This is a genomic window from Nocardioides rotundus, from assembly GCF_019931675.1.
Lineage (GTDB): Bacteria > Actinomycetota > Actinomycetes > Propionibacteriales > Nocardioidaceae > Nocardioides > Nocardioides rotundus.
The window spans coordinates 1,766,426-1,786,102 of sequence record NZ_CP082922.1; the positions used below are offsets into that span (position 1 = coordinate 1,766,426).

Genomic DNA, 19,677 nt, shown 5'->3' on the forward strand with positions numbered 1-19,677 from the left:
GACTCCGGACTACTGCACCGCGAGCACGTCGACCACGAAGTACATCGTGTCCGTGCCCTTGATGGTGTTGCCCTGGCCCTGCTTGCCGTAGCCGAGCTCCGGCGGGATGGCCAGCATCACCCGGCTGCCGGCGGGCACGCCCTCCAGGCCCTGGTCCCAGCCCTTCACCACGGCGCCCTGGCCCAGGGTGAAGGGGAACGGCTGACCGCGGGTGTACGACGCGTCGAACGGCTGGTCGCCGCCGTAGACCTGGCCGAGGTAGTTCACATAGATCTGGTCGCCGGCCTTGGCGACCTTCCCGTCGCCCTTGACCAGGTAGCCCTTCTGCAGCTCGTCCTTCGGCTTCGGCGTGCCCTGGAAGTCCAGCGCGGTGGGCACGCCGTCGGACTCGGTCACCGACGGCATCCAGCCGGCGGGCTGCTGCTCGCTGCCGGACGGCTCGGGAGAGACGATGTCGGTGACGTCGAGCACGAAGACCACGGTGTCCTTGCCGTTGATCCCCATCTGCGGGTTGCCCTGGGAGCCGAAGGCGTCCTCGGGGGCGGCCGCCACCGCGATCCGGCTGCCGACCTTGGCCCCCTCGAGGTTGTCGGCGAGCGCCGGGATCAGCGAGTCGCTGACCGGCAGCAGGCTCGCGGCGCCCTTGAAGTCGCTGGAGACGACCTTCTTGGAGGCGCCGTTGGCCACCATGATGTGGGTCATCGCCAGGTCGCCGCTCTTCACCGTCGGACCGTCGCCCTCGACCACCGTCCGGGCCTGCGTCGTGCCCGTGGAGACCGCCTTGTCCCACGTCAGCTTGGGCTCCTTGCCGACGTTGTCGCTGACGGTCAGGGACGAGAGTGCCTCGCCCGAGGAGCTGCCACCGCTCGAGGATGAGCTGTTGGAGGAGCTCTCGGACGAGCCGTCCTCCTCTCCGCAGGCGGCCAGCCCGCCGACGAGGACGGTGGCCACCAGGGGCGCGAGGATGCGGGTACGACGTGAAGTCATGCGGGGAGGTATCTCCTGAGTCCGGGGGACGGTCGACGGCCCAGCCTATAAGGCGACCCTGAGGATTCCCGGCGGCCGCGCCCGTTCCTCACATGCCGTCGATCAGGCGCTGCACGCGCTCGTCCACCGAGCGGAACGGGTCCTTGCACAGCACGGTGCGCTGGGCCTGGTCGTTGAGCTTGAGGTGCACCCAGTCGACGGTGAAGTCGCGGCGCCGCTCCTGCGCCGTACGGATGAACTCGCCGCGCAGCCGGGCCCGGGTGGTCTGCGGCGGCACCGACTTGGCCTCGAAGGTGCGCAGGTCGGTCGTCGCCCGGGCGACCGCGCCGCGCTTCTCCAGCAGGTAGTAGAGGCCGCGGCCGCGGTGGATGTCGTGGTAGGCGAGGTCCAGCTGCGCGACCCGGGGGTGCCCCAGCGTCAGGCCGTGCTTGGCCCGGTAGCGCTCGATCAGCTTCCACTTGATCACCCAGTCCAGCTCCCGGTCGACCAGACCGAGGTCGTCGGACTCGACCGCCTTCAGCGACCGCTCCCACAGGTCCAGGACCTGCTCGAGGACGGGGGTGGAGATCTGCCTGCGGTCCACGAAGTCGCGCGCCTTGGCGAGGTACTCCCCCTGGATCTCCAGGGCGCTGGCCTCGCGGCCGTTGGACAGCCGCACCTTGCGGCGGCCGGTCATGTCGTGGCTGATCTCGCGGATCGCCCGGATCGGGTTCTCCAGGGTGAGGTCGCGCATCACGACCCCCTCCTCCACCATCCGCAGCACCAGGTCGCAGGAGGCGACCTTGAGCAGCGTGGTCGTCTCGCTCATGTTGGAGTCCCCGACGATCACGTGCAGCCGGCGGAACCGCTCGGCGTCCGCGTGCGGCTCGTCGCGGGTGTTGATGATCGGCCGGCTGCGGGTGGTGGCGCTGGAGACGCCCTCCCAGATGTGCTCCGCGCGCTGGGAGACCGAGTACGACGCCCCGCGCGGCGTCTGCACGACCTTGCCCGCGCCGACCATGATCTGCCGGGTCACCAGGAACGGGATCAGCACGTCGGCGAGGCGGGTGAACTCGCCCTGCCGTCCGACCAGGTAGTTCTCATGGCAACCGTAGGAGTTGCCGGCGGAGTCGGTGTTGTTCTTGAACAGGTAGATGTCACCGGCGATGCCCTCGTCGTGCAGCCGCTGCTCGGCGTCGAGGAGCAGCCCCTCGAGGATCCGCTCGCCCGCCTTGTCGTGGGTGACCAGGCTGAGCACGTCGTCGCACTCGGGCGTGGCGTACTCCGGGTGGCTGCCCACGTCGAGGTAGAGCCGGGCGCCGTTGCGGAGGAAGACGTTGCTGGAGCGGCCCCAGCTCACCACCTTGCGGAAGAGGTAGCGCGCGACCTCGTCGGGGCTGAGGCGTCGCTGACCCCGGAACGTGCACGTGACGCCGTACTCGTTCTCGATGCCGAAGATCCGCCGGTCCACGTCACCACCCTACGGGTCGGCTCCGTGACTCGACCGGATGTCGGACAGCGAAACCCGCCGCATCTCATCCTTTAGTCGCATCAGGATCGCGTCAGCGTCCCGTCTCGTCCGCGAGGGGGCTGACGCGGAACTTCGATTCCCGCGCCGGGTGGTGTTGCCGAGTTGGGGGTGGCAACACCACCCATCCAGGCCGGTTCGGTCCGGGTGAGGTCGAGTCGGGGGGCTCAGACCTGGCCCGGACCGGGCTGGGGGCGGTTCGGGTCGGGCGGCGGGGGGCCGCCCGGCTCGGGCCCCGGACCGGGAGACGGGGGCTGGCCGGGGTCCGGCCGGTCGGGCTGCGGCGCGGGGGGCGTCGCATCGCCCGGGTCGACCGGGTCCGGGGCGGGGGGCTGGCCGCCGCCCGGCCCGGACGGCGGGGCGACCGGGGGCTTTCCCGGCTCGCCGGTGACGGGGTTCTCCAGGGGCGGCGTCGCGCCGCTGACCTGGTCGGTGGGGTCCTGCGGGTCGTCGGTCCCCGACTGGGAGGGAGCCTTGCCCGGCTCCGCGTCCTCCGGCACCGGCGGGGCGGCCTGCTCCGGGCCCCGGTCGGCCAGCATCCTCTCCAGCCGCTCGCCGCGGATGCGGACGAACTTACGCGGCTGGGTGCGGTTGCGGTCCAGCACCGCGACCTCGAGGTCGGAGGTCGGGATCACTCGGTCGGTCGGCTTGCCCTGGTCGTCCAGGGTGTGCCCCAGCGCCGCCACGGCCGTCCGCAGCGCCGGCTCGAGCGCCGCGCCCGGCGCATAGTTGTCCTTGAGGTACGTCGTCACCGCGTCGGCCTGGCCGCCCATGACGGCGTACCCGTGCGCGTCGGCGACCTGCCCCTGGTAGGTGAGCCGGTAGATCTGGTCCTCCTCCGGCGTCCGCCCGACCTCGGCGACGAAGATCTCGACCTCGTATGGCTTCTCGCCACCGGAGGAGAAGATCGTGCCCAGCGTCTGGGCGTAGGCGTTGGCCAGGGCGCGCGCGGTCACGTCGCGGCGGTCGTAGGCGTAGCCGCGCATGTCGGCCAGCCGCACCCCGGCGATCCGCAGGTTCTCGAACTCGTTGTAGCGACCCACCGCCGCGAAGGCGATCCGGTCGTAGATCTCCGAGATCTTGTGCAGCGCCTGGGAGGGGTTCTCCGCGACCAGCAGGATGCCGTCGGCGTACTCCAGCGCGACGACCGAGCGTCCCCGGGCGATGCCCTTCTGCGCGAAGTCCGCCCGGTCCTTCATCAGCTGCTCGGGCGAGACGTAGAACGGGGTGCTCACTGCTCCTCCTCCACCTCGTCGCCCACGACCGGGGCGTCGGGACTGGTCACCAGCGGGGCCTCCGGGCCGTCGGGCCGGCGCATCCGGCCGGCGAGCATCCGGTCCGCGATCCGGGCGACCTCGTCGTCGGGCAGCTGCCGCCCACCCTCGTCGGTGATCACCTGCACCACCGGGAAGATCCGCCGGGTGAGGTCGGGGCCGCCGGTGGCCGAGTCGTCGTCGGCGGCGTCGTAGAGCGCCTGCACGACGGCCATCACGCACTCGTCCTCGGTGAGGTCCTCGCGGTAGAGCTTCTTCAGCGAGCCGCGGGCGAACAGCGACCCGGAGCCGACGGAGTGGAAGGCGGTCTCCTCGTACTTCCCGCCGGTGACGTCGTAGGAGAAGATCCGGCCCTGCTCGGCGTCGGGGTCGAAGCCGGCGAAGAGCGGGACCACCGCCAGCCCCTGCATGGCCAGCCCGAGGTTGGCCCGGATGAGGGCGGCCAGCCGGTTGGCCTTGCCGTCGACGGAGAGGGTGACGCCCTCGATCTTCTCGTAGTGCTCCAGCTCGGTCTGGAACAGCCGGACCATCTCCACGGCGAGGCCGGCCGTGCCGGCGATGCCGACGCAGCTGTACTCGTCGGCGGGAAAGACCTTCTGGATGTCCCGCTGGGCGATGACGCTGCCCATGGTGGCGCGCCGGTCGCCGGCCATCACGACCCCTCCGGCGAAGGAGGCCGCCACGATCGTGGTGGCGTGGGGGGCCAGGTCGCCGGCGTTCCCCTGCGGGAGGCTCCGCCGCGCCGGCAGCAGGTCCGGGGCGTGCTCGGAGAGGAAGTCGGAGAAGGAGGAGGTTCCGGGGTTGAGGTAGGACGTGGGCAGGCGGGGGCTCTCGGCACTCACAGGCTCACTGACCGCCCTTCTGGATGAACGACTTCACGAAGTCCTCGGCGTTGGTCTCGAGCACGTCGTCGATCTCGTCGAGGATGGAGTCGACGTCCTCGTCCAGCGCCTCCTTGCGCTCGGCGACGTCGGTCTCGGGCGCGGTCTCGGTGACCTCCTCGGTCTCCGAGGACTTCCGCGGCTGCTTCTGCTCCTGGGCCATGTCACCGACCCTAGCGCTCAGGTCGGCGCCAGCGGGATAACCCCGAAGGGCGTGGTCAGCGGGTGAGACCGCGCAGCAGCTCGGCGGCGGTCTCGCTCCGGTCGACCAGCTCCCCGACGTGCGCGCGGCTGCCCCGGAGCGGGTCCAGGGTGGGCACGCGCTGCAGCGACTCGCGGCCGGGGAGGTCGAAGATGACCGAGTCCCACGACGCGGCGGCGACCTGGTCGCCGTACTTCTCCAGGCAGCGGCCGCGGAACCACGCGCGCGTGTCCTCGGGTGGCTCGTGCATGGCGGTCTCCACCTGCTCGTCGGTGAGCAGCCGGCGGATCCGGCCGGCCCGCACCAGACGGTGGTAGAGGCCCTTCTCGGGGCGTACGTCGGAGTACTGCAGGTCGATCAGGTGCAGCTTGGCGTCGTCCCACGCCAGCCCGTCGCGGGCGCGGTACTGCTCCAGCAGGCGCAGCTTGGCCACCCAGTCCAGCTCTTCTGCGCACTCCATCGGGTCGCGGGCCAGCCGGTCGAGCACGGACTCCCAGCGGTCCAGCACGTCGACGGTCTGCGGGTCGGCGTCCTCGCCGAGGCGCTCCTCGACGTAGGCGCGGGCCAGGTCGAGGTACTCCCGCTGCAGCTCGATCGCGGTCAGGTGCCGGCCGTCGCGCAGCACCAGCTTGTGCTCCAGCGTGGGGTCGTGGGACACCGCCCGCAGGGCGGCGACCGGGGTCTCGACGCTGAGATCGCGGTCGATGAAGCGGTCCTCGATCATCGCCAGCACCAGCGAGGTCGTGCCGACCTTGAGGTAGGTCGAGATCTCGGCCAGGTTGGCGTCGCCGATGATCACGTGCAGCCGGCGATAGAGGTCGGGGTCGGCGTGCGGCTCGTCGCGGGTGTTGATGATCGGCCGCTTGAGCGTGGTCTCCAGGCCGACCTCCACCTCGAAGAAGTCGGCGCGCTGGCTGAGCTGGAAGCCCTGTCCCCGGCCGTCCTGCCCGGTGCCGACGCGACCCGCGCCGGTGACGACCTGGCGGGAGACGAAGAACGGGGTGAGGTGGCGCACGATGTCCGCGAACGGGGTGCTGCGGCGCATCAGGTAGTTCTCATGGGCGCCGTAGGACGCGCCCTTGTTGTCGGTGTTGTTCTTGTACAGGTTGATCGGCGCCTGCCCGGGCGTCTGCGCGGCGAAGCGCGCGGCGTCGAGCATCACCTGCTCCCCCGCCTTGTCCCACCGCACGACGTCCAGGGGCGTGGTGACCTCGGGGGTGGAGTACTCCGGGTGCGCGTGGTCGACGTAGAGCCTAGCCCCGTTGGTGAGGATGACGTTGGCCAGCCCGAGGTCCTCGTCGGTCAGCTGGCTGGGGTCGGCCACCGCCCGGGACATGTCGAATCCGCGGGCGTCCCGCAGCGGGGACTCCTCCTCGAAGTCCCAGCGGGCCCGGCGCGCGTGCACGGTGGCCGACGCATAGGCGTTGACCACCTGCGAGGAGGCCACCATCGGGTTGGCCAGGGGCTGCCCGTGCACCGAGATGCCGTACTCCACCTCGGTGCCCATGACGCGTCGTACCGACATGCTCGCCAGCCTACGGGTCGCGGGCTGAGGCGGAGCGGGGCCGTCCGCGGTCAGCGGCGGCGGTTGCGGATCATCGGGATCAGCGCGAGGACCGCGAGCACGACGAGAATGATGAGCAGGACCTTCACCATGGAGCACCTCCTCCGTCTCAGGGGACCATGGTCCCATGCGCTGGTGGGACGAGCAGGTCGTGCCGCTCGGATTACCTGGTAAATAGACCGAGCGGCCCGGGCGCGGCGGCTCAGTCGGTGCGGCGGCGCGGGCCGTTGACCACCGAGGCGTGGGCGGCGTTCACGCCGGCGAGCCCGAGCCACGCCAGGGCCACGGTTCCCACGCTGGGCTGGTCCGGCCCCACAGTGGCCACCACGGTGATGGGGATGCCCGCGACCACCGAGACCAGGCCGAGCACGAACTGGCGGGTGCGTCCGGTCTGCTGGTGTCGCGCCTCGCTGCGCTGGTGCCGGTCCCGGCTCGCGACCTCGGCACGGTCGCGCGCGGCGATGGCCTGCTCGACCCGATCGGTGAAGGAGGCGACGAGCGCGGCGTCGTACTCCTCCCCCAGCTCCCGGCGGGTCGACAGCAGCGCCTCGATGTCGCTGCGCTCCACCGGCTCGGCCATGCACCGAGCCTAGACCTTCCCGGGGGTGGCCGTCAGCGCTTGGAGGCCCACTTCATCAGCAGCACCAGCAGGCCGATCACGATGACGGCGACGAACAGCGTGTCGGCCGGCATCAGAGGTACTGCCCGGTGTTGGCCACCGTGTCGATGGAGCGACCGGGCTCGCTGCCCTCCTTGCCGCTGATCAGGGTCCGGATGAAGACGATCCGCTCGCCCTTCTTGCCCGAGATCCGCGCCCAGTCGTCGGGGTTGGTGGTGTTGGGCAGGTCCTCGTTCTCCTTGAACTCGTCCAGGCAGGCCCGCAGCAGGTGCTGCACCCGCAGGCCGTGCGAGTCGTGCTCGAGGTGGTCCTTGATCGCCATCTTCTTCGCCCGGTCCACGATGTTCTGGATCATCGCGCCGGAGTTGAAGTCCTTGAAGTAGAGGATCTCCTTGTCGCCGTTGGCGTAGGTGACCTCGAGGAAGCGGTTGTCGTCGGACTCGGAGTACATCCGCTCGACGGTCGCCTGGATCATCCCGTCGGCGGTGGCCGTGCGGTCGCCGCCGAACTCGGCGAGGTCGTCGGCGTGCAGCGGCAGGTCGGGCGTGAGGTACTTGCTGAAGATGTCCCGGGCCGACTCGGCGTCGGGCCGCTCGATCTTGATCTTCACGTCCAGCCGGCCGGGCCGCAGGATCGCCGGGTCGATCATGTCCTCGCGGTTGGAGGCGCCGATGACCAGCACGTTCTCCAGCAGCTCGACGCCGTCGATCTCGCTGAGCAGCTGCGGGACGATGGTGTTCTCCACGTCGGAGGACACCCCGGAGCCGCGGGTGCGGAAGAGCGAGTCCATCTCGTCGAAGAACACGATGACCGGCGTGCCCTCCGACGCCTTCTCGCGGGCCCGCTGGAAGACCAGCCGGATGTGCCGCTCGGTCTCGCCGACGTACTTGTTGAGCAGCTCGGGGCCCTTGATGTTGAGGAAGTAGGACTTTCCCTCCTGGCCGGTCTTGGCCGCGACCTTCTTGGCCAGCGAGTTCGCCACCGCCTTGGCGATCAGCGTCTTGCCGCAGCCGGGAGGGCCGTAGAGCAGCACGCCCTTGGGCGGCTTGAGCTGGTGCTCCTTGAACAGGTCGGGGTGCAGGTAGGGCAGCTCGACCGCGTCGCGGATCTGGTCGATCTGGTTGATCAGCCCGCCGATCGACTCGTACTCGATGTCGGGGACCTCCTCGAGCACCAGCTCCTCGACCTCGGACTTGGGCACGCGCTCGTAGACGTAGGAGGCGCGGCCGTCCATCAGCAGGGACTCGCCGGCGCGGAGCGACTGGCCGATCAGCGGCTGCGCGAGCCGGACGACCTTCTCCTCGTCGGCGTTGGCGATCACCAGGGCCCGCTCGCCGTCGGCGAGCAGCTCCTTGAACATCACCACCTCGCCGACCCGCTCGAACTCCAGCGCCGAGACGACGTTGAGCGCCTCGTTGAGCATGATCTCCTGGCCGGGCACCAGGGCGTCCAGGTCGACCGCCGGGCTGGCGCTGACCCGCAGCTTGCGGCCGCCGGTCCACACGTCCAGCGAGTCGTCCTCGTTGCGGCTGAGGAAGGTGCCGAAGCCGGCGGGCGGCTGGGCCAGCCGGTCGACCTCCTCCTTGAGCCGGGTGATCTGGTCGCGCGCCTCGCGGAGGGTCTGGGCCAGCCGCTCGTTCTGGGCGGTGACCGCGGACAGCGAGCGCTGGGTCTCCGCGAGCCGGAGCTCCAGGCCGCGCGCGGACCCGGGGGCGTCGCTGAGGCGGCGTCGGAGGCTGGACACCTCGGCCTCCAGGAAGCGCACTTGGTCCAGCAGGGCGGCCCGGTCCTCGGGTCGATCTTCGGGTGCGGACATGTCGTCACCTCCTGTGTGTTTCGACCCTACCCGCGAAGGGGCGGAATCAAACGGCCGCACGCGCCGATCGGGTCACGATGCGAGACGGTCGCACACGTCGGGGTGAGCGGGCCGCGGCCTCACTCCGCGGGGTCGGTCGGTACGTCGTCCGGGCGCGGCCCGGTGTAGTCGGGACCGTAGGCCCCCGGGGCCGGGCGCCGCTTCTTCCGGGGCGCCCGCTCGCCCGGCGCCATCCGGCGGGCGGTGACGAGGAACGCGGTGTGCCCGATCATCTTGTGGCCGGGCCGCACCGCGAGGCCCTCGACGTGCCAGTCGCGGACCAGCGACTCCCAAGCCTGGGGCTCGGTGAAGCCGCCGTGCACCCGCAGGGTCTCCACGATCCGGGAGAGCTGGGTCGTGGTGGCGACGTACACGCACACGATCCCGCCGGGGGTGAGTGCGTCCGCGACCGCGTCGACGCACTCCCACGGCGCGAGCATGTCGAGGATCACCCGGTCGGCGGGCTCCTCGGAGCGGGGCAGCTCCTCGGCGAGGTCGCCGATGGTGAGGCTCCATGCGGGGTGGTCGGGACCGTCCTCGGCGACCCCGAAGAACTGGCGGACGTTGCGCCGGGCCACGTCGGCGAACTCCTCGCGCCGCTCGAAGGAGCGGACCCGACCCAGCGGCCCGACCGCCCGCAGCAGCGAGCAGGTGAGCGCGCCGGACCCCACGCCCGCCTCGACCACCCGGGCGCCGGGGTAGATGTCGGCCATCGCGACGATCTGGGCGGCATCCTTGGGGTAGACCACGGCGGCGCCGCGCGGCATCGAGACCACGAACTCCGAGAGCAGCGGCCGCAGCACGAGGTACTCCCCACCGGCGGAGGAGCCGATGCTGAAGCCCTCCTCCCGGCCGATCAGGTCGTCGTGCTCGATGTGGCCGCGGCTGGAGAAGAACCGCTTGCCGGGCACGAGCTCGAAGTTGTGCCGGCGCCCCTTCTGGTCGGTGAGGCGCACCCACTCGCCGGGCCGCAGCGGGCCGCGGTGCACGCCTGACCAGGCATCGTGGGGTACGTCGGCAGCGGGGTCGGAGTGGTCGGTGGGCTGGTCGGTCAAGGCGGTCAGTGCTCCCGGAAGGCTCGGTCGACGTCGGCGGTGGCGAGGACACCGTAGATGCGACCGTCCGGCTCCACGAGCAGGTACTCCTCCGCGGGTCGCCGGCCCATCGCCTTGATCAGGTCCTCGCCGCCGATGTCCACCGGCAGCGTGAGGTCCTGCTCGAGGGTGCGCGCGACGCTCGAGACCGGCATCCAGGGACGCCGGTCGTCCGGTACGGCGGCCAGCGCGGTCTCGTTGACCAGGCCGGTCGGGCGGCCGTCGGAGGCGGTGGTCACGATCGCGCCGGCCTGCTCCCCCTGGGCGCGGCGTACCGACTCCGCGATGGCCAGGTCGCCGGGGACGGCGACGGTGCGCCGGGCCAGGTTGCGGGCCACGAGGGACGGGAGCTTGCTGCGCAGCCGCGCCGAGGCCATGGCGGCGGTCGCGCCGACCCACAGGAACATCGCGACCATGGCGGCCACCAGCCAGGTGACCAGCGTCGGCGTCCAGCCCAGCCACTCCTGCATCAGCAGCGGCCAGAGCAGCACCAGGACCGCTGTGACGCGACCGCCCCAGCCGGCGGCGACGGTGCCGCGGTGCGGGCTGCCGGAGACCTGCCAGACCCCCGCCTTGAGCACCCGGCCGCCGTCGAGCGGCAGGCCCGGCACCAGGTTGAGGATGCCGATCGCGATGTTGCTGATGAACAGCCCGCCGACGATGAGCGGCAGCAGGCCGCGCGGCGGGAGGACCTGCAGCACCGCGAGGGCACCGAAGCCGATCGCCAGGGAGGTCAGCGGCCCGACCACGGCGATCCAGAACTCCTGGCGCGGGGTCCGCGCCTCACCGTCCACCGCGGTCATCCCGCCCAGGAAGTGCAGGGTGATGCTCTCCACCCGGAAGCCGTAGTGCCGGGCCACGAACGCGTGCGAGGCCTCGTGCAGCAGCACGGCGAGGTAGAACACGACCGCATAGAGCAGCCCCACGGCGTACCGCCACACGCCCAGGCCGGGCATCTCGGCCTCCACCTGCGGGGCCAGGAGGATCGCGATGAGCCCGGCGAAGAGGAACCAGCTGGAGGAGACGAGCACGTCGGCGCCCGCGATCGACCCGATGCGCAGGGACCCGGGGGGACGAGGCCGAGGTGACGCCGGTGGTTCGGCGGCCGAGCGTTCGGGGGCGGACACGCGTCGAGGCTAGCCGACGGCGCGGACTGTCCCCGGTGGCTCCTAGGCTGGGAGCATCATGACGTCATCGCCCCTGCCTGGTGCCTCCCGGCCCGAGCCGGCGTCGGGCGGGTCCCCGGCCGAGGGGCGCGGGCGTCCGGTGGACGGCGTCGAGGTGCTGGGCGCGCTGTCCCCGAGCCGGGCGGCCGACTTCTTGACCTGCCCGCTGCTCTACCGGTTCCGCACCATCGACCGGCTCCCGGAGCCGCCCTCGGCCGACGCGACCCGCGGGACACTGGTGCACAAGGTGCTGGAGGACCTCTTCGACCTGCCGGCGGCCGAGCGCACCCCCGAGCAGGCGCGGGAGATGCTGTCCCCCGCCTGGTCGACCCTGCTGGAGGCCGAGCCCGAGCTGGCGGAGATGTTCGGCGGTGAGGGCCCGGACGTCGCGATGTGGATGCGGACCTGCCGACAGGTGCTCGACCGCTACTTCACCCTGGAGGACCCGCGCCGGCTCGAGCCGGCCGAGCGCGAGCTCTACGTCGAGGCGCTGCTGGACTCCAAGCTGCTGCTCCGCGGGTTCGTCGACCGCCTCGACGAGGCTCCCGACGGGGCGCTCCGGGTGGTCGACTACAAGAGCGGCCGCAGTCCCGGGGTCGGGTTCGAGGCCAAGGCGCTGTTCCAGATGAAGTTCTACGCCCTCGTCCTGTGGCGCACCCGGGGCGTCGTGCCCGCGGTGTTGCAGCTGGTCTATCTCGGCAACGGGGAGATCCTGCGCTACGTCCCCGACGAGCAGGACCTGCGAGCCACCGAGCGCAAGGTCGAGGCGATCTGGCGGGCGATCCGGGTCGCCGAGGACAGCGGCGACTGGCGGCCCCGGGAGAGCGCGCTGTGCTCCTGGTGCGCGCACCAGGCGCTGTGCCCCGCGAAGGGCGGCACTCCCCCGCCGCTGCCGGTCGCCGACCTCCCCACGCCGTCGGCCTGAGGCGGAGCAGGCGCGTTGGGTCGCCGGTCAGGGGGCGGGCGGGGTGTCCTCGTCGGTACGGCGGCCCGGCTGGTCGCCGTACAGGACGCACGCGACCTCGACGTCGCCGACCGGCCGGAGCCCGGGGTCGACGGGCTGGTGGAAGCGCACCGTGACCTCGCCCGAGCCCGTGTCGATCGCGCGGACGCCCCGCCAGAACGGGTCGTCGGGCTGCTCGGCCCGGATCCGCTCGAGCAGGTCGCGGGTGGCGGCCGGGTCGCTGGTGCGGATCACGGCGTCGGTGGAGGGCGTGTCCAGCCTGTCCAGGTCGCCGACCAGGCGGCTCTCCCGCTCGTAGACCTCCGGGTCCTGGCGGGTCCAGTGGTCCTCCAGCGCGACCCGCAGGTCCCGCGACTCCCACCCGCAGTCCTGGGTCGCCACCGGGCACCGCGGGTGGAAGGAGCAGCCCAGCGGCGGCTGGGCGGCGTCCGGGATCTCGCCGCGCGGCAGGTCGCGGGGCACCATCCGCTCCGGGTCCGGCTCGGGGATCGCCTCGAGCAGCGCCCTGGTGTACGGGTGCCGCGGGTGGGCGAAGATCTCCTCGGTGGGGCCGATCTCGACGACGCGGCCCAGGTACATGATCGCCACCCGGTCGCAGAAGAACTTCGCGCTGGCCAGGTCGTGGGTGATGTAGACGTAGGTCAGCCCCAGATCCCGCTTGAGGTCGAGCATCAGCTGCAGGATCTTCGACCGCACGCTCATGTCCAGCGCCGAGACCGGCTCGTCAGCGACCAGCACCTGGGGGTCGAGCACGATCGCCCGGGCGATCACCGCGCGCTGCTTCTGGCCGCCGGAGAGGTCGGAGGGGTATTTCTCCAGGTACTGCTCGGCCGGGGAGAGCCCGACCTTCTCCAGTACGTCGACCACGCGGCGGCGCAGCTCGTCGCCGGACGCGATGCCGTGGATCTTCAACGGGTGGCCGACGGCGGTCTCGATGTTCATCGCCGGGTTGAGCGCGGCGTGCGGGTCCTGGAAGACCATCTGGATGTCGGTGCGCAGCCGCCGCAGCGGGGCGCCCTTCATCGTGGAGACCTCCGCGGTCCCCTCGGCGCCGTGGTAGGTGATCGACCCCTGCGTCGCGGGCGCCAGCCCGAGCAGGGAGCGCCCGAGCGTGGTCTTGCCCGATCCCGACTCCCCCACCAGGCCGAGCACCTCGCCGCGGCGCAGCTGCAGTGAGACGCCGTCCACGGCCTTGACGGTGCGGCCGCCGATCCCGAAGAGGCGGGACAGCGCGCTGCCGCCCAATTGGTAGTGCACCTCCAGGTCGTCCAGCTCGACGACCGGCTCGGTGCCGAGACTCGCCTCAGGCTTCGTCGGCAACGGAGATCTCCTCTCTCGGCATCGGGGTCCGGTCGGCCTCGGACAGGTCGACCACTCCCGCCGCCAGGTCCGCGGCCCAGCACTCGACCCGGGATCCGTTGGGCAGCTTCCGGTCGCCCGGGCGCTCACGACCGCAGATCGCCATCGCGTCGGGGCAGCGCGGGTGGAAGGCACAGCCGGATGGCGGATCGACCAGGTCCGGCGGAGAGCCCGGGATGTAGTTCAGCCCGGTGGTGGACAGCGAGATGGTCGAGCGCAGCAGCTCGCGGGTGTAGGGGTGCTGGGGGTCTGCGAAGACGGTGCGCGCGTCGCCGATCTCGACGATCCGGCCGGCATACATCACCGCCACCCGGTCGCAGGCCTCGGCCACGATCCCCAGGTTGTGGGTGATCAGCAGCATCGAGGTGTCGTACTCGTTCTTCAGGTTCTGCAGGATCCGGATGATCTGCGCCTCGACCAGCACGTCCAGCGCGGTGGTCGGCTCGTCGGCGACCACGAACGCCGGGCGCAGCACCAGCGCGAGCGCGATCATCAGCCGCTGCCGCATGCCGCCGGAGAACTCGTGGGGGTACGCCGTGTAGCGGGTCGGCGGGATGCCCATGACCCGGAGCACGTCCAACGCCCGCCGGTCCATCTCGGCCCTGTCCAGGTCGGGGTGGTGCACCTTGAGCGTCTCGCGGAAGTGGTCGGAGATCCGTAGGACCGGGTTCAGCCGGGTCAGCGGCTCCTGGAAGATCATCCCGAGCTGGGAGCCGCGGCGGGCGAAGAGCTCCTTGCGGGGCAGCGCCAGCAGGTCCTCCCCCTGGAAGAGCAGCGTCCCGTCCATCTTCGCGCCGTCGGGCAGCAGCCCGAGCAGACCGCGCCCCAGGGTCGACTTGCCGGAGCCGGACTCGCCGACCAGCCCGAGGATCTCGCCCTTGCGGAGCTCGAAGCTCACGCCGTCGACGGCCCGCACCGGGCCGCGGGCGCTGCCGTACCAGACCCGGAGGTCCTCGGCCTCGATCACCGGGCCGTCGTACACCCGGTCCTGGTCGACCAACTCCTTGCGCTGCCGCCTCATCGGGGATCACCCTCCACCAGCGCCGTCGTCGGCTCGTTCTTGGGGAACTCGACCTTGCGGATCCGGCGCTTGCGCAGGGTCGGGTTGACGGTCTCGTTCAGCCCCTCCCCGACCAGGGTCAGCGCCGTCACCAGGAACACGATGGCCAGGCCCGGGAACAGCCCGGTCCACCAGATGCCGGCCGAGGTGTCGTCCAGCGCGCGGCTGAGGTCGTACCCCCACTCGGCCGCCTCGGTGGGCTGGATGCCCAGACCGAGGAAGCCCAGCGCCGCCAGGGTGCCCAGGGCATCCGCGGCGTTGAGGGTGCCGATCACCGGCACCGACTGGATCACGTTCCCGAACAGGTAGCGGCTCATGATCGTGCCGTTCTTCGCGCCGATCGCGCGGGCGGCCTCGACGTACGTCGCCTCCCGCGCCGCCACCGTGGTGTTGCGCACGACCCGGAAGTACTGCGGGATGTAGACCACGGTGAGCGACAGGGCCGCCGCGACCACGCCCCCGCCCAGCGGACCGCGGAGCAGGAAGGCGAAGACGATCGCCAGCAACAGCGACGGGAAGGCGTAGAGCGCGTCCATCACGAAGACCAGTAGCCGGTCCAACCAGCCGCCGATGAAGCCGGACACGATGCCCAGCGGCACGCCGATCACCACCGTCAGCAGGACGGAGAGGAGGATGACCTGCAGCGCCGTGCGGGCGCCCCAGATCACCCGGGACAGCACGTCGTAGAACTGGTCGTTCGTGCCCAGCCAGTGCTCGCCGCTCGGCGGCGCCATCTTGGGGAACTTCACCCCGTCGACACTGCGCTGGTTGAAGTCGTACGGCGCGATCCAGGGAGCGAACAGCGCGAAGAGCACGTAGACGAGGGTGATCACCACGCCGGTGAGCAGCAGCCAGCGGGCGACGCCGGTGGTCTCCCGGAACGGGGCGAGGAGCCTGCGCAGCATCAGTACCTCACTCGGGGGTCGACGATGGCGTTGATGACGTCCACGGCCAGGCTGACCACGACCACCACCACGGCGAAGAAGGTGACGATGCCCTGCACGGCTGCGTAGTCCCGGGCGGTGATGTAGTCGATCAGCTCCAGGCCCAGGCCCGGCCAGCTGAAGGTGGACTCGGTGAGCACCGCCCCGGACAGGGTGAGGGCGACCTGGAGTCCGACCACGGTCACGACGGGGACGAGCGCGTTGCGGAAGGCGTGCCGGCGCACGACGTACTTCTCCGGGATCCCGCGCGCCCGGGCGGCCTCGACGTAGTCGCCCTTGAGTGCCTGGAGGACGTTGACCCGCACCAACCGGATGATCACGCCCGCGAGCAGCAGGCCGAGGGTCAGGCACGGCAGCAGGTGGTGCTTGAGCACGTCGATCGTCGCATCCCAGTTGCCGGCGATGATCGCGTCGAGCAGCAGGATGTGGGTGACCGGCTGGACCTCGAACTTGGTGATCGGCGAGGCGATCTCGAAGGTCGGCCAGCCGAGGGGTGCGGCGATCAGGATCACCAGCAGGCCGGTCCAGAACACCGGCGCGGCGTAGGTGAAGATCCCGAACAGCCGGATCCCGACGTCGGCCGCGCTGTCCCGCTTGCGCCCGGCCAGCAGCCCGAGCGGGATGCCCACCAGCAGGGCGATCAGGAAGGCGCCGACGGTCAGCGACAGGGTGGCCCCGCCGTTGTCCCGGATCACCGCCAGCACGGGACGGTTGTCCGAGAGGGTGGTGCCGAAGTCGAAGCGGGCGACCGAGCCGAGGTAGTCGAGGTACTGCACGATCAGCGGCCGGTCCAGGCCGAGTGCGGCGCGGCGGGCATCGATCGCCTCGGGGCTGAGCTTGTCGCCGACGGCCGCGGTCACCGGGTCGCCGGGGGCGACGCGCAACAGCAGGAAGACGAGGGTCAGCAGCACCCAGATCATCGGGATGATCAGCAGCAGCCGCTGGAGGATGTAGCGGGTCAAAGAGCCCGAGCCGGAACTCATGGGCGGGACCTTTCGAGGTGGACGGGGAGGGGCGGGGTGCGCGACGAGGGAGGGCACGCACCCGGCGTGCCCTCCCCCATCGGCGTCAGCCCTGCTTGGTGATCATCCAGAAGCGGAAGATGTACGTCGGGTCGAGGGTCTCCTCGACGCCCTCCATCTGCTTCGAGGCGACCGCGATGTTCTCGCCGTTCCACGACGGGATGATCGGCACGTCCTCGGCCACGATGTCCTGGATCTCGCCCAGGGTCTTCTCCCGGGCGGCGGTGTCGGTCTCCGCGAGCTCGGAGTCGAGCAGCTTGTTGACCTTCGGGCTGTTGTAGTTGTTCGCGTAGAAGCCGCCCTCACGCAAGAACGGGGTGAGGTAGTTGTCGGCGTCCAGGATGTCGGGGTACCAGCCCAGGATGAACAGGTCGTAGGCGTTCTCCTTGTACGCCGTCTGGTACTCCTCCCACTCCGCGTCCTGGGTGGTCACGTTGAACAGGCCGCTCTCGTCCAGCTGCGCCTTGAGCTCGGTGGCCTCGTCGACCGCGTTCGGACCGTAGCGGGTGGGCGTGTAGCCGAGGGTGAGGTCGACCGGCGTCTGGACGCCCGCGTCCTCCAGGATCTGCTTGGCCTTCTCGACCGAGGGCTCGCCGTACCGCTCCTTGAAGGAGTCCTTCTGTCCCTCGAAGCCCGGGGGGACGATGGAGTAGGACGGGGTCACGGTGCCGTCATAGGCGTCCTGGGCGATGGTCTCGCGGTCGATGAGCTGGGCGGCCGCCTGGCGGATCGCCTTGTTCTTGCCGACCTCGGTGCCCAGCTGCCAGACCCAGTAGCGGAACTCCGAGCCCTCGCCGCGCAACACGTCGACCTTGCCGCCCTGCTCCAGGTCGGTGATGTCGGTCGGGCTCAGGGTGCGCCAGGCGATGTCGACCTGGCCGCTCTCGACGGCGGTCTTCAGCGCCGACGGCTCGCTGAGGTACTGCACGAAGATCTGCGGGCTGGAGGGCTTGTTGGGCCCGTCGTAGTCGGGGTTGGCCGTCAGCGTCGCCTGCTCGCCGGCCTTGTACTGCTCGAGCTGGTAGGGACCGGAGCCGACGACCTGGTCGTCGGCGAGCAGCTTGTCGGCGGGGAAGGTCTCCTCGTCGACGATCGAGGTGGTCGCCGTGGACAGCAGTCGGAGGAACGTGGTGTCGGGGCTGTTGAGGTTGAAGACGACGGTGGTGTCGTCGGGCGTCTCGATCGCGCCGTCGGCCAGCGTCGGGTTCTTCTCATCGCCGTTGCTCAGCTGGCCCAGCAACACCGAGGAGCCGTTGGGATCGGCGATCTCGATGTTGCGCTGGAAGGAGAAGAGCACGTCGGAGGAGGTGATCTCGTTGCCGTTGGTGAACTTTTTGCCCTCGACGAGGGTGCAGGTGATGGTCTGCGGGTCGTCGTACTCACACGACTCGGCCAGCGAGCCGACCGGCTCGGTCTCCCCCGCCGGGATCGTCACGAGCTGCTCGAAGATGTTGTACTGCAAGTTCCACGAGCCGAAGTCGTAGGACCCTGCCGGGTCGATGGAGGTCACCGACTCCGTGGTGCCGAGGATCCAAGGCTCTCCCTCGCCTCCTCCGCCGCTGCCACTGCCGTTGCCGCTGCTGTCGCCGGACTGGCCACCGCAGGCGGCCAGGGAGACCGTCAGGGCTCCGGCAGCCACGAGCGCCAGGGTGTTCTTCGAACGCAACACCACGTCCACCTCTCGCTGTGCTGGGCCCGGACCACCCGGGCCGATAACGGCCCGACACTAGACCCCGGCGAGTGACCCGGGCCACTGTCAACCTCCGTCAGGGTGGTCCCGAATGGGTAACGATCTCCCGCCGGCGCGTCCGGATTCCGGATCGGCGGGTGGTCACGCCTCGTCGGCGAGCTCGGCCAACGAGGTCGGGGTGAGCCCCTCGAGCGTGCCGCGCAGCACGGTGCGCGGAGCCGGGGGTACGACGACGTGCAGCGGCACCACGACCACGCGGCAGCCCGCCGCCTGGGCCGACCGGGCGCCGGTGAGCGAGTCCTCGATCGCGATGCAGTCCTCGGGAGCCACGTTCAGCGCGCGGGCCGCGGCGAGGTAGGGCTCGGGGTGCGGCTTGCCCTCGGCCACCTCGTCGCCGGTCACGGTCACGTCGAAGGAGCCGGGCGGCAGCGCCTCGATCACCGGGGCGGCGAACCGGCGCCAGGACATCGTCACCAGCGCAGTCGGCACACCCTCGGCCCGCAGCGCCGCGAGCAGCTCCCGCGCCCCGGGCCGCCACGGCACCTCGCGGGTCACCCGCTCGGTGACGTCGTCGAGCAGCGCATCCACGATCTCCCGGGGCGTCAGGTCGATGCCCATGTGCTCGCGCATGTAGGCGCCCGAGCCCATCAGCTCGTGCCCGATCAGGTGCTCGGCGTGCTCCTCGCTCCACGTGCCGCCGTGCCGTGCGGCCAGCGCGAACTCGGCGTCGATCCAGTAGGGCTCGGTGTCGACCAGGGTGCCGTCCATGTCCCAGAGCACCGCGGCAGGCAGGGTCACGTCAGTCCTCCGGCTCGTATCCGAGGTTCGGGCTGAGCCACTGCTTGAGTGCCAATTCCTTCAGACTGTCACGCGGTTCGGCGAGGATACACGTGACCCTTCCGCTGGACGAACACCCACTGGCGCTTCGGATCGTTCCACCGTGCCCTTGCCACGACTCGCTTGGTGCACGCCTGTCGCTGAGTTGACCAGCGGTAGCGGTAACGCTCCCAGTAGACTGGGCGTCGATAGAAGTCCACCCGCATCCATCCCGTGTGGCGTGCCTTGATTGTCCGGGTCCACGTCCTAGAGCCTGTAACGCTGGCGGTGGTGACGTACGCTCTGCCATACTTGCCCTGTACATCGGCTTTCACTGCTTTCCAGTCGAAACCAGCGTTGGCGCCTATCTCCCAGTTCTTGGTTACCCCTCGACTCACGGTGTAGCCCATAGATATCTGATCCGTGACCGACGTGGGCTGGTCGTTCCAAATCGACTCTTCGCTAACCGCCCGCGCGATGACATAGGGGTTCCCCTTCCACATCCGTTTGAAAAGCGTAGGCGAGCAGGATGTCGCCTCCGCAGGCTGGGCGTTTGCTACTCCGACCGCGACGAGCAGTGGTACAACCAGCAGAATTGCGAGTAGGGCGCGGCGCACAGTGTCTCCCGAGTCTTAGAACGGCGATGGATGATCAACGTATCGCTGTCTAGACG

At 70.6% G+C, this 19,677-nt stretch carries 17 protein-coding genes; 1 reads left to right on the top strand and 16 read right to left on the bottom strand.

Annotated elements, in window-relative coordinates; all coding sequences use genetic code 11:
• Positions 1–9 precede the first annotated feature (9 nt).
• From K8W59_RS08790 to K8W59_RS08835, 10 genes are all read right to left on the bottom strand, one after another.
• Positions 10–987, bottom strand: a complete 978-nt coding sequence (locus K8W59_RS08790) for an FKBP-type peptidyl-prolyl cis-trans isomerase (RefSeq protein ID WP_223399468.1) — start codon at positions 985–987, stop codon at positions 10–12.
• 88 nt (positions 988–1,075) lie between these two features.
• Complete coding sequence (gene pafA / locus K8W59_RS08795; RefSeq protein WP_223399469.1) at positions 1,076–2,437, bottom strand: Pup--protein ligase; 1,362 nt, start codon at positions 2,435–2,437, stop codon at positions 1,076–1,078.
• 224 nt (positions 2,438–2,661) lie between these two features.
• Positions 2,662–3,729 (bottom strand): proteasome subunit alpha, encoded by a 1,068-nt coding sequence (prcA, locus tag K8W59_RS08800; RefSeq protein ID WP_317846321.1) that lies wholly within the window; start codon positions 3,727–3,729, stop codon positions 2,662–2,664.
• On the bottom strand, positions 3,726–4,610 hold the full coding sequence (gene prcB, locus K8W59_RS08805; RefSeq protein ID WP_223399470.1) for a proteasome subunit beta: 885 nt from the start codon (positions 4,608–4,610) through the stop codon (positions 3,726–3,728). The genes prcA and prcB overlap by 4 nt, the downstream gene beginning before the upstream one ends.
• Before the next feature lie 4 nt (positions 4,611–4,614).
• Positions 4,615–4,812, bottom strand: a complete 198-nt coding sequence (locus K8W59_RS08810) for a ubiquitin-like protein Pup (RefSeq protein ID WP_223399471.1) — start codon at positions 4,810–4,812, stop codon at positions 4,615–4,617.
• Positions 4,813–4,867: 55 nt separating this feature from the next.
• A complete protein-coding gene (gene dop, locus K8W59_RS08815) occupies positions 4,868–6,376 on the bottom strand; it encodes a depupylase/deamidase Dop (protein ID WP_223399472.1) in 1,509 nt (502 codons plus the stop codon).
• Between the two features lie 241 nt (positions 6,377–6,617).
• Positions 6,618–6,995, bottom strand: a complete 378-nt coding sequence (locus K8W59_RS08820; protein WP_223399473.1) for a hypothetical protein — start codon at positions 6,993–6,995, stop codon at positions 6,618–6,620.
• 112 nt (positions 6,996–7,107) lie between these two features.
• The gene (gene arc, locus K8W59_RS08825) at positions 7,108–8,850 is read right to left on the bottom strand and encodes a proteasome ATPase (RefSeq protein WP_223399474.1); all 1,743 of its coding nucleotides are present in this window, start codon (positions 8,848–8,850) and stop codon (positions 7,108–7,110) included.
• 119 nt (positions 8,851–8,969) lie between these two features.
• Positions 8,970–9,878, bottom strand: a complete 909-nt coding sequence (locus tag K8W59_RS08830; RefSeq protein WP_223399773.1) for a tRNA (adenine-N1)-methyltransferase — start codon at positions 9,876–9,878, stop codon at positions 8,970–8,972.
• 71 nt (positions 9,879–9,949) lie between these two features.
• A complete protein-coding gene (locus tag K8W59_RS08835) occupies positions 9,950–11,110 on the bottom strand; it encodes a site-2 protease family protein (protein ID WP_223399475.1) in 1,161 nt (386 codons plus the stop codon).
• Between the two features lie 58 nt (positions 11,111–11,168).
• On the opposite strand from K8W59_RS08835, the gene K8W59_RS08840 reads away from it, so the two are divergent.
• The gene (locus tag K8W59_RS08840; RefSeq protein ID WP_223399476.1) at positions 11,169–12,074 is read left to right on the top strand and encodes a RecB family exonuclease; all 906 of its coding nucleotides are present in this window, start codon (positions 11,169–11,171) and stop codon (positions 12,072–12,074) included.
• A gap of 27 nt (positions 12,075–12,101) precedes the next feature.
• Here the strand turns inward: K8W59_RS08840 and K8W59_RS08845 are convergent, their stop codons facing one another.
• The 6 genes from K8W59_RS08845 to K8W59_RS08870 form a co-directional block, all read right to left on the bottom strand.
• Positions 12,102–13,433: an ABC transporter ATP-binding protein gene (locus K8W59_RS08845; protein WP_223399477.1), complete on the bottom strand. Its 1,332-nt coding sequence runs from the start codon at positions 13,431–13,433 to the stop codon at positions 12,102–12,104.
• Positions 13,417–14,493 carry an ABC transporter ATP-binding protein gene (locus tag K8W59_RS08850; RefSeq protein WP_223399478.1) on the bottom strand — a complete coding sequence of 359 codons (1,077 nt, stop codon included), beginning with the start codon at positions 14,491–14,493 and terminating at the stop codon, positions 13,417–13,419. Before K8W59_RS08850 ends, K8W59_RS08845 begins: the two co-directional genes overlap by 17 nt.
• The gene (locus K8W59_RS08855) at positions 14,490–15,437 is read right to left on the bottom strand and encodes an ABC transporter permease (protein ID WP_223399479.1); all 948 of its coding nucleotides are present in this window, start codon (positions 15,435–15,437) and stop codon (positions 14,490–14,492) included. Before K8W59_RS08855 ends, K8W59_RS08850 begins: the two co-directional genes overlap by 4 nt.
• The gene (locus K8W59_RS08860) at positions 15,437–16,459 is read right to left on the bottom strand and encodes an ABC transporter permease (RefSeq protein WP_223399480.1); all 1,023 of its coding nucleotides are present in this window, start codon (positions 16,457–16,459) and stop codon (positions 15,437–15,439) included. Before K8W59_RS08860 ends, K8W59_RS08855 begins: the two co-directional genes overlap by 1 nt.
• A gap of 85 nt (positions 16,460–16,544) precedes the next feature.
• Positions 16,545–18,167, bottom strand: coding sequence for an ABC transporter substrate-binding protein (locus K8W59_RS08865; protein ID WP_223399481.1), 1,623 nt, complete (start codon positions 18,165–18,167; stop codon positions 16,545–16,547).
• Between the two features lie 162 nt (positions 18,168–18,329).
• Positions 18,330–18,986, bottom strand: coding sequence for an HAD family hydrolase (locus K8W59_RS08870; RefSeq protein WP_223399482.1), 657 nt, complete (start codon positions 18,984–18,986; stop codon positions 18,330–18,332).
• Positions 18,987–19,677: the final 691 nt, after the last annotated feature.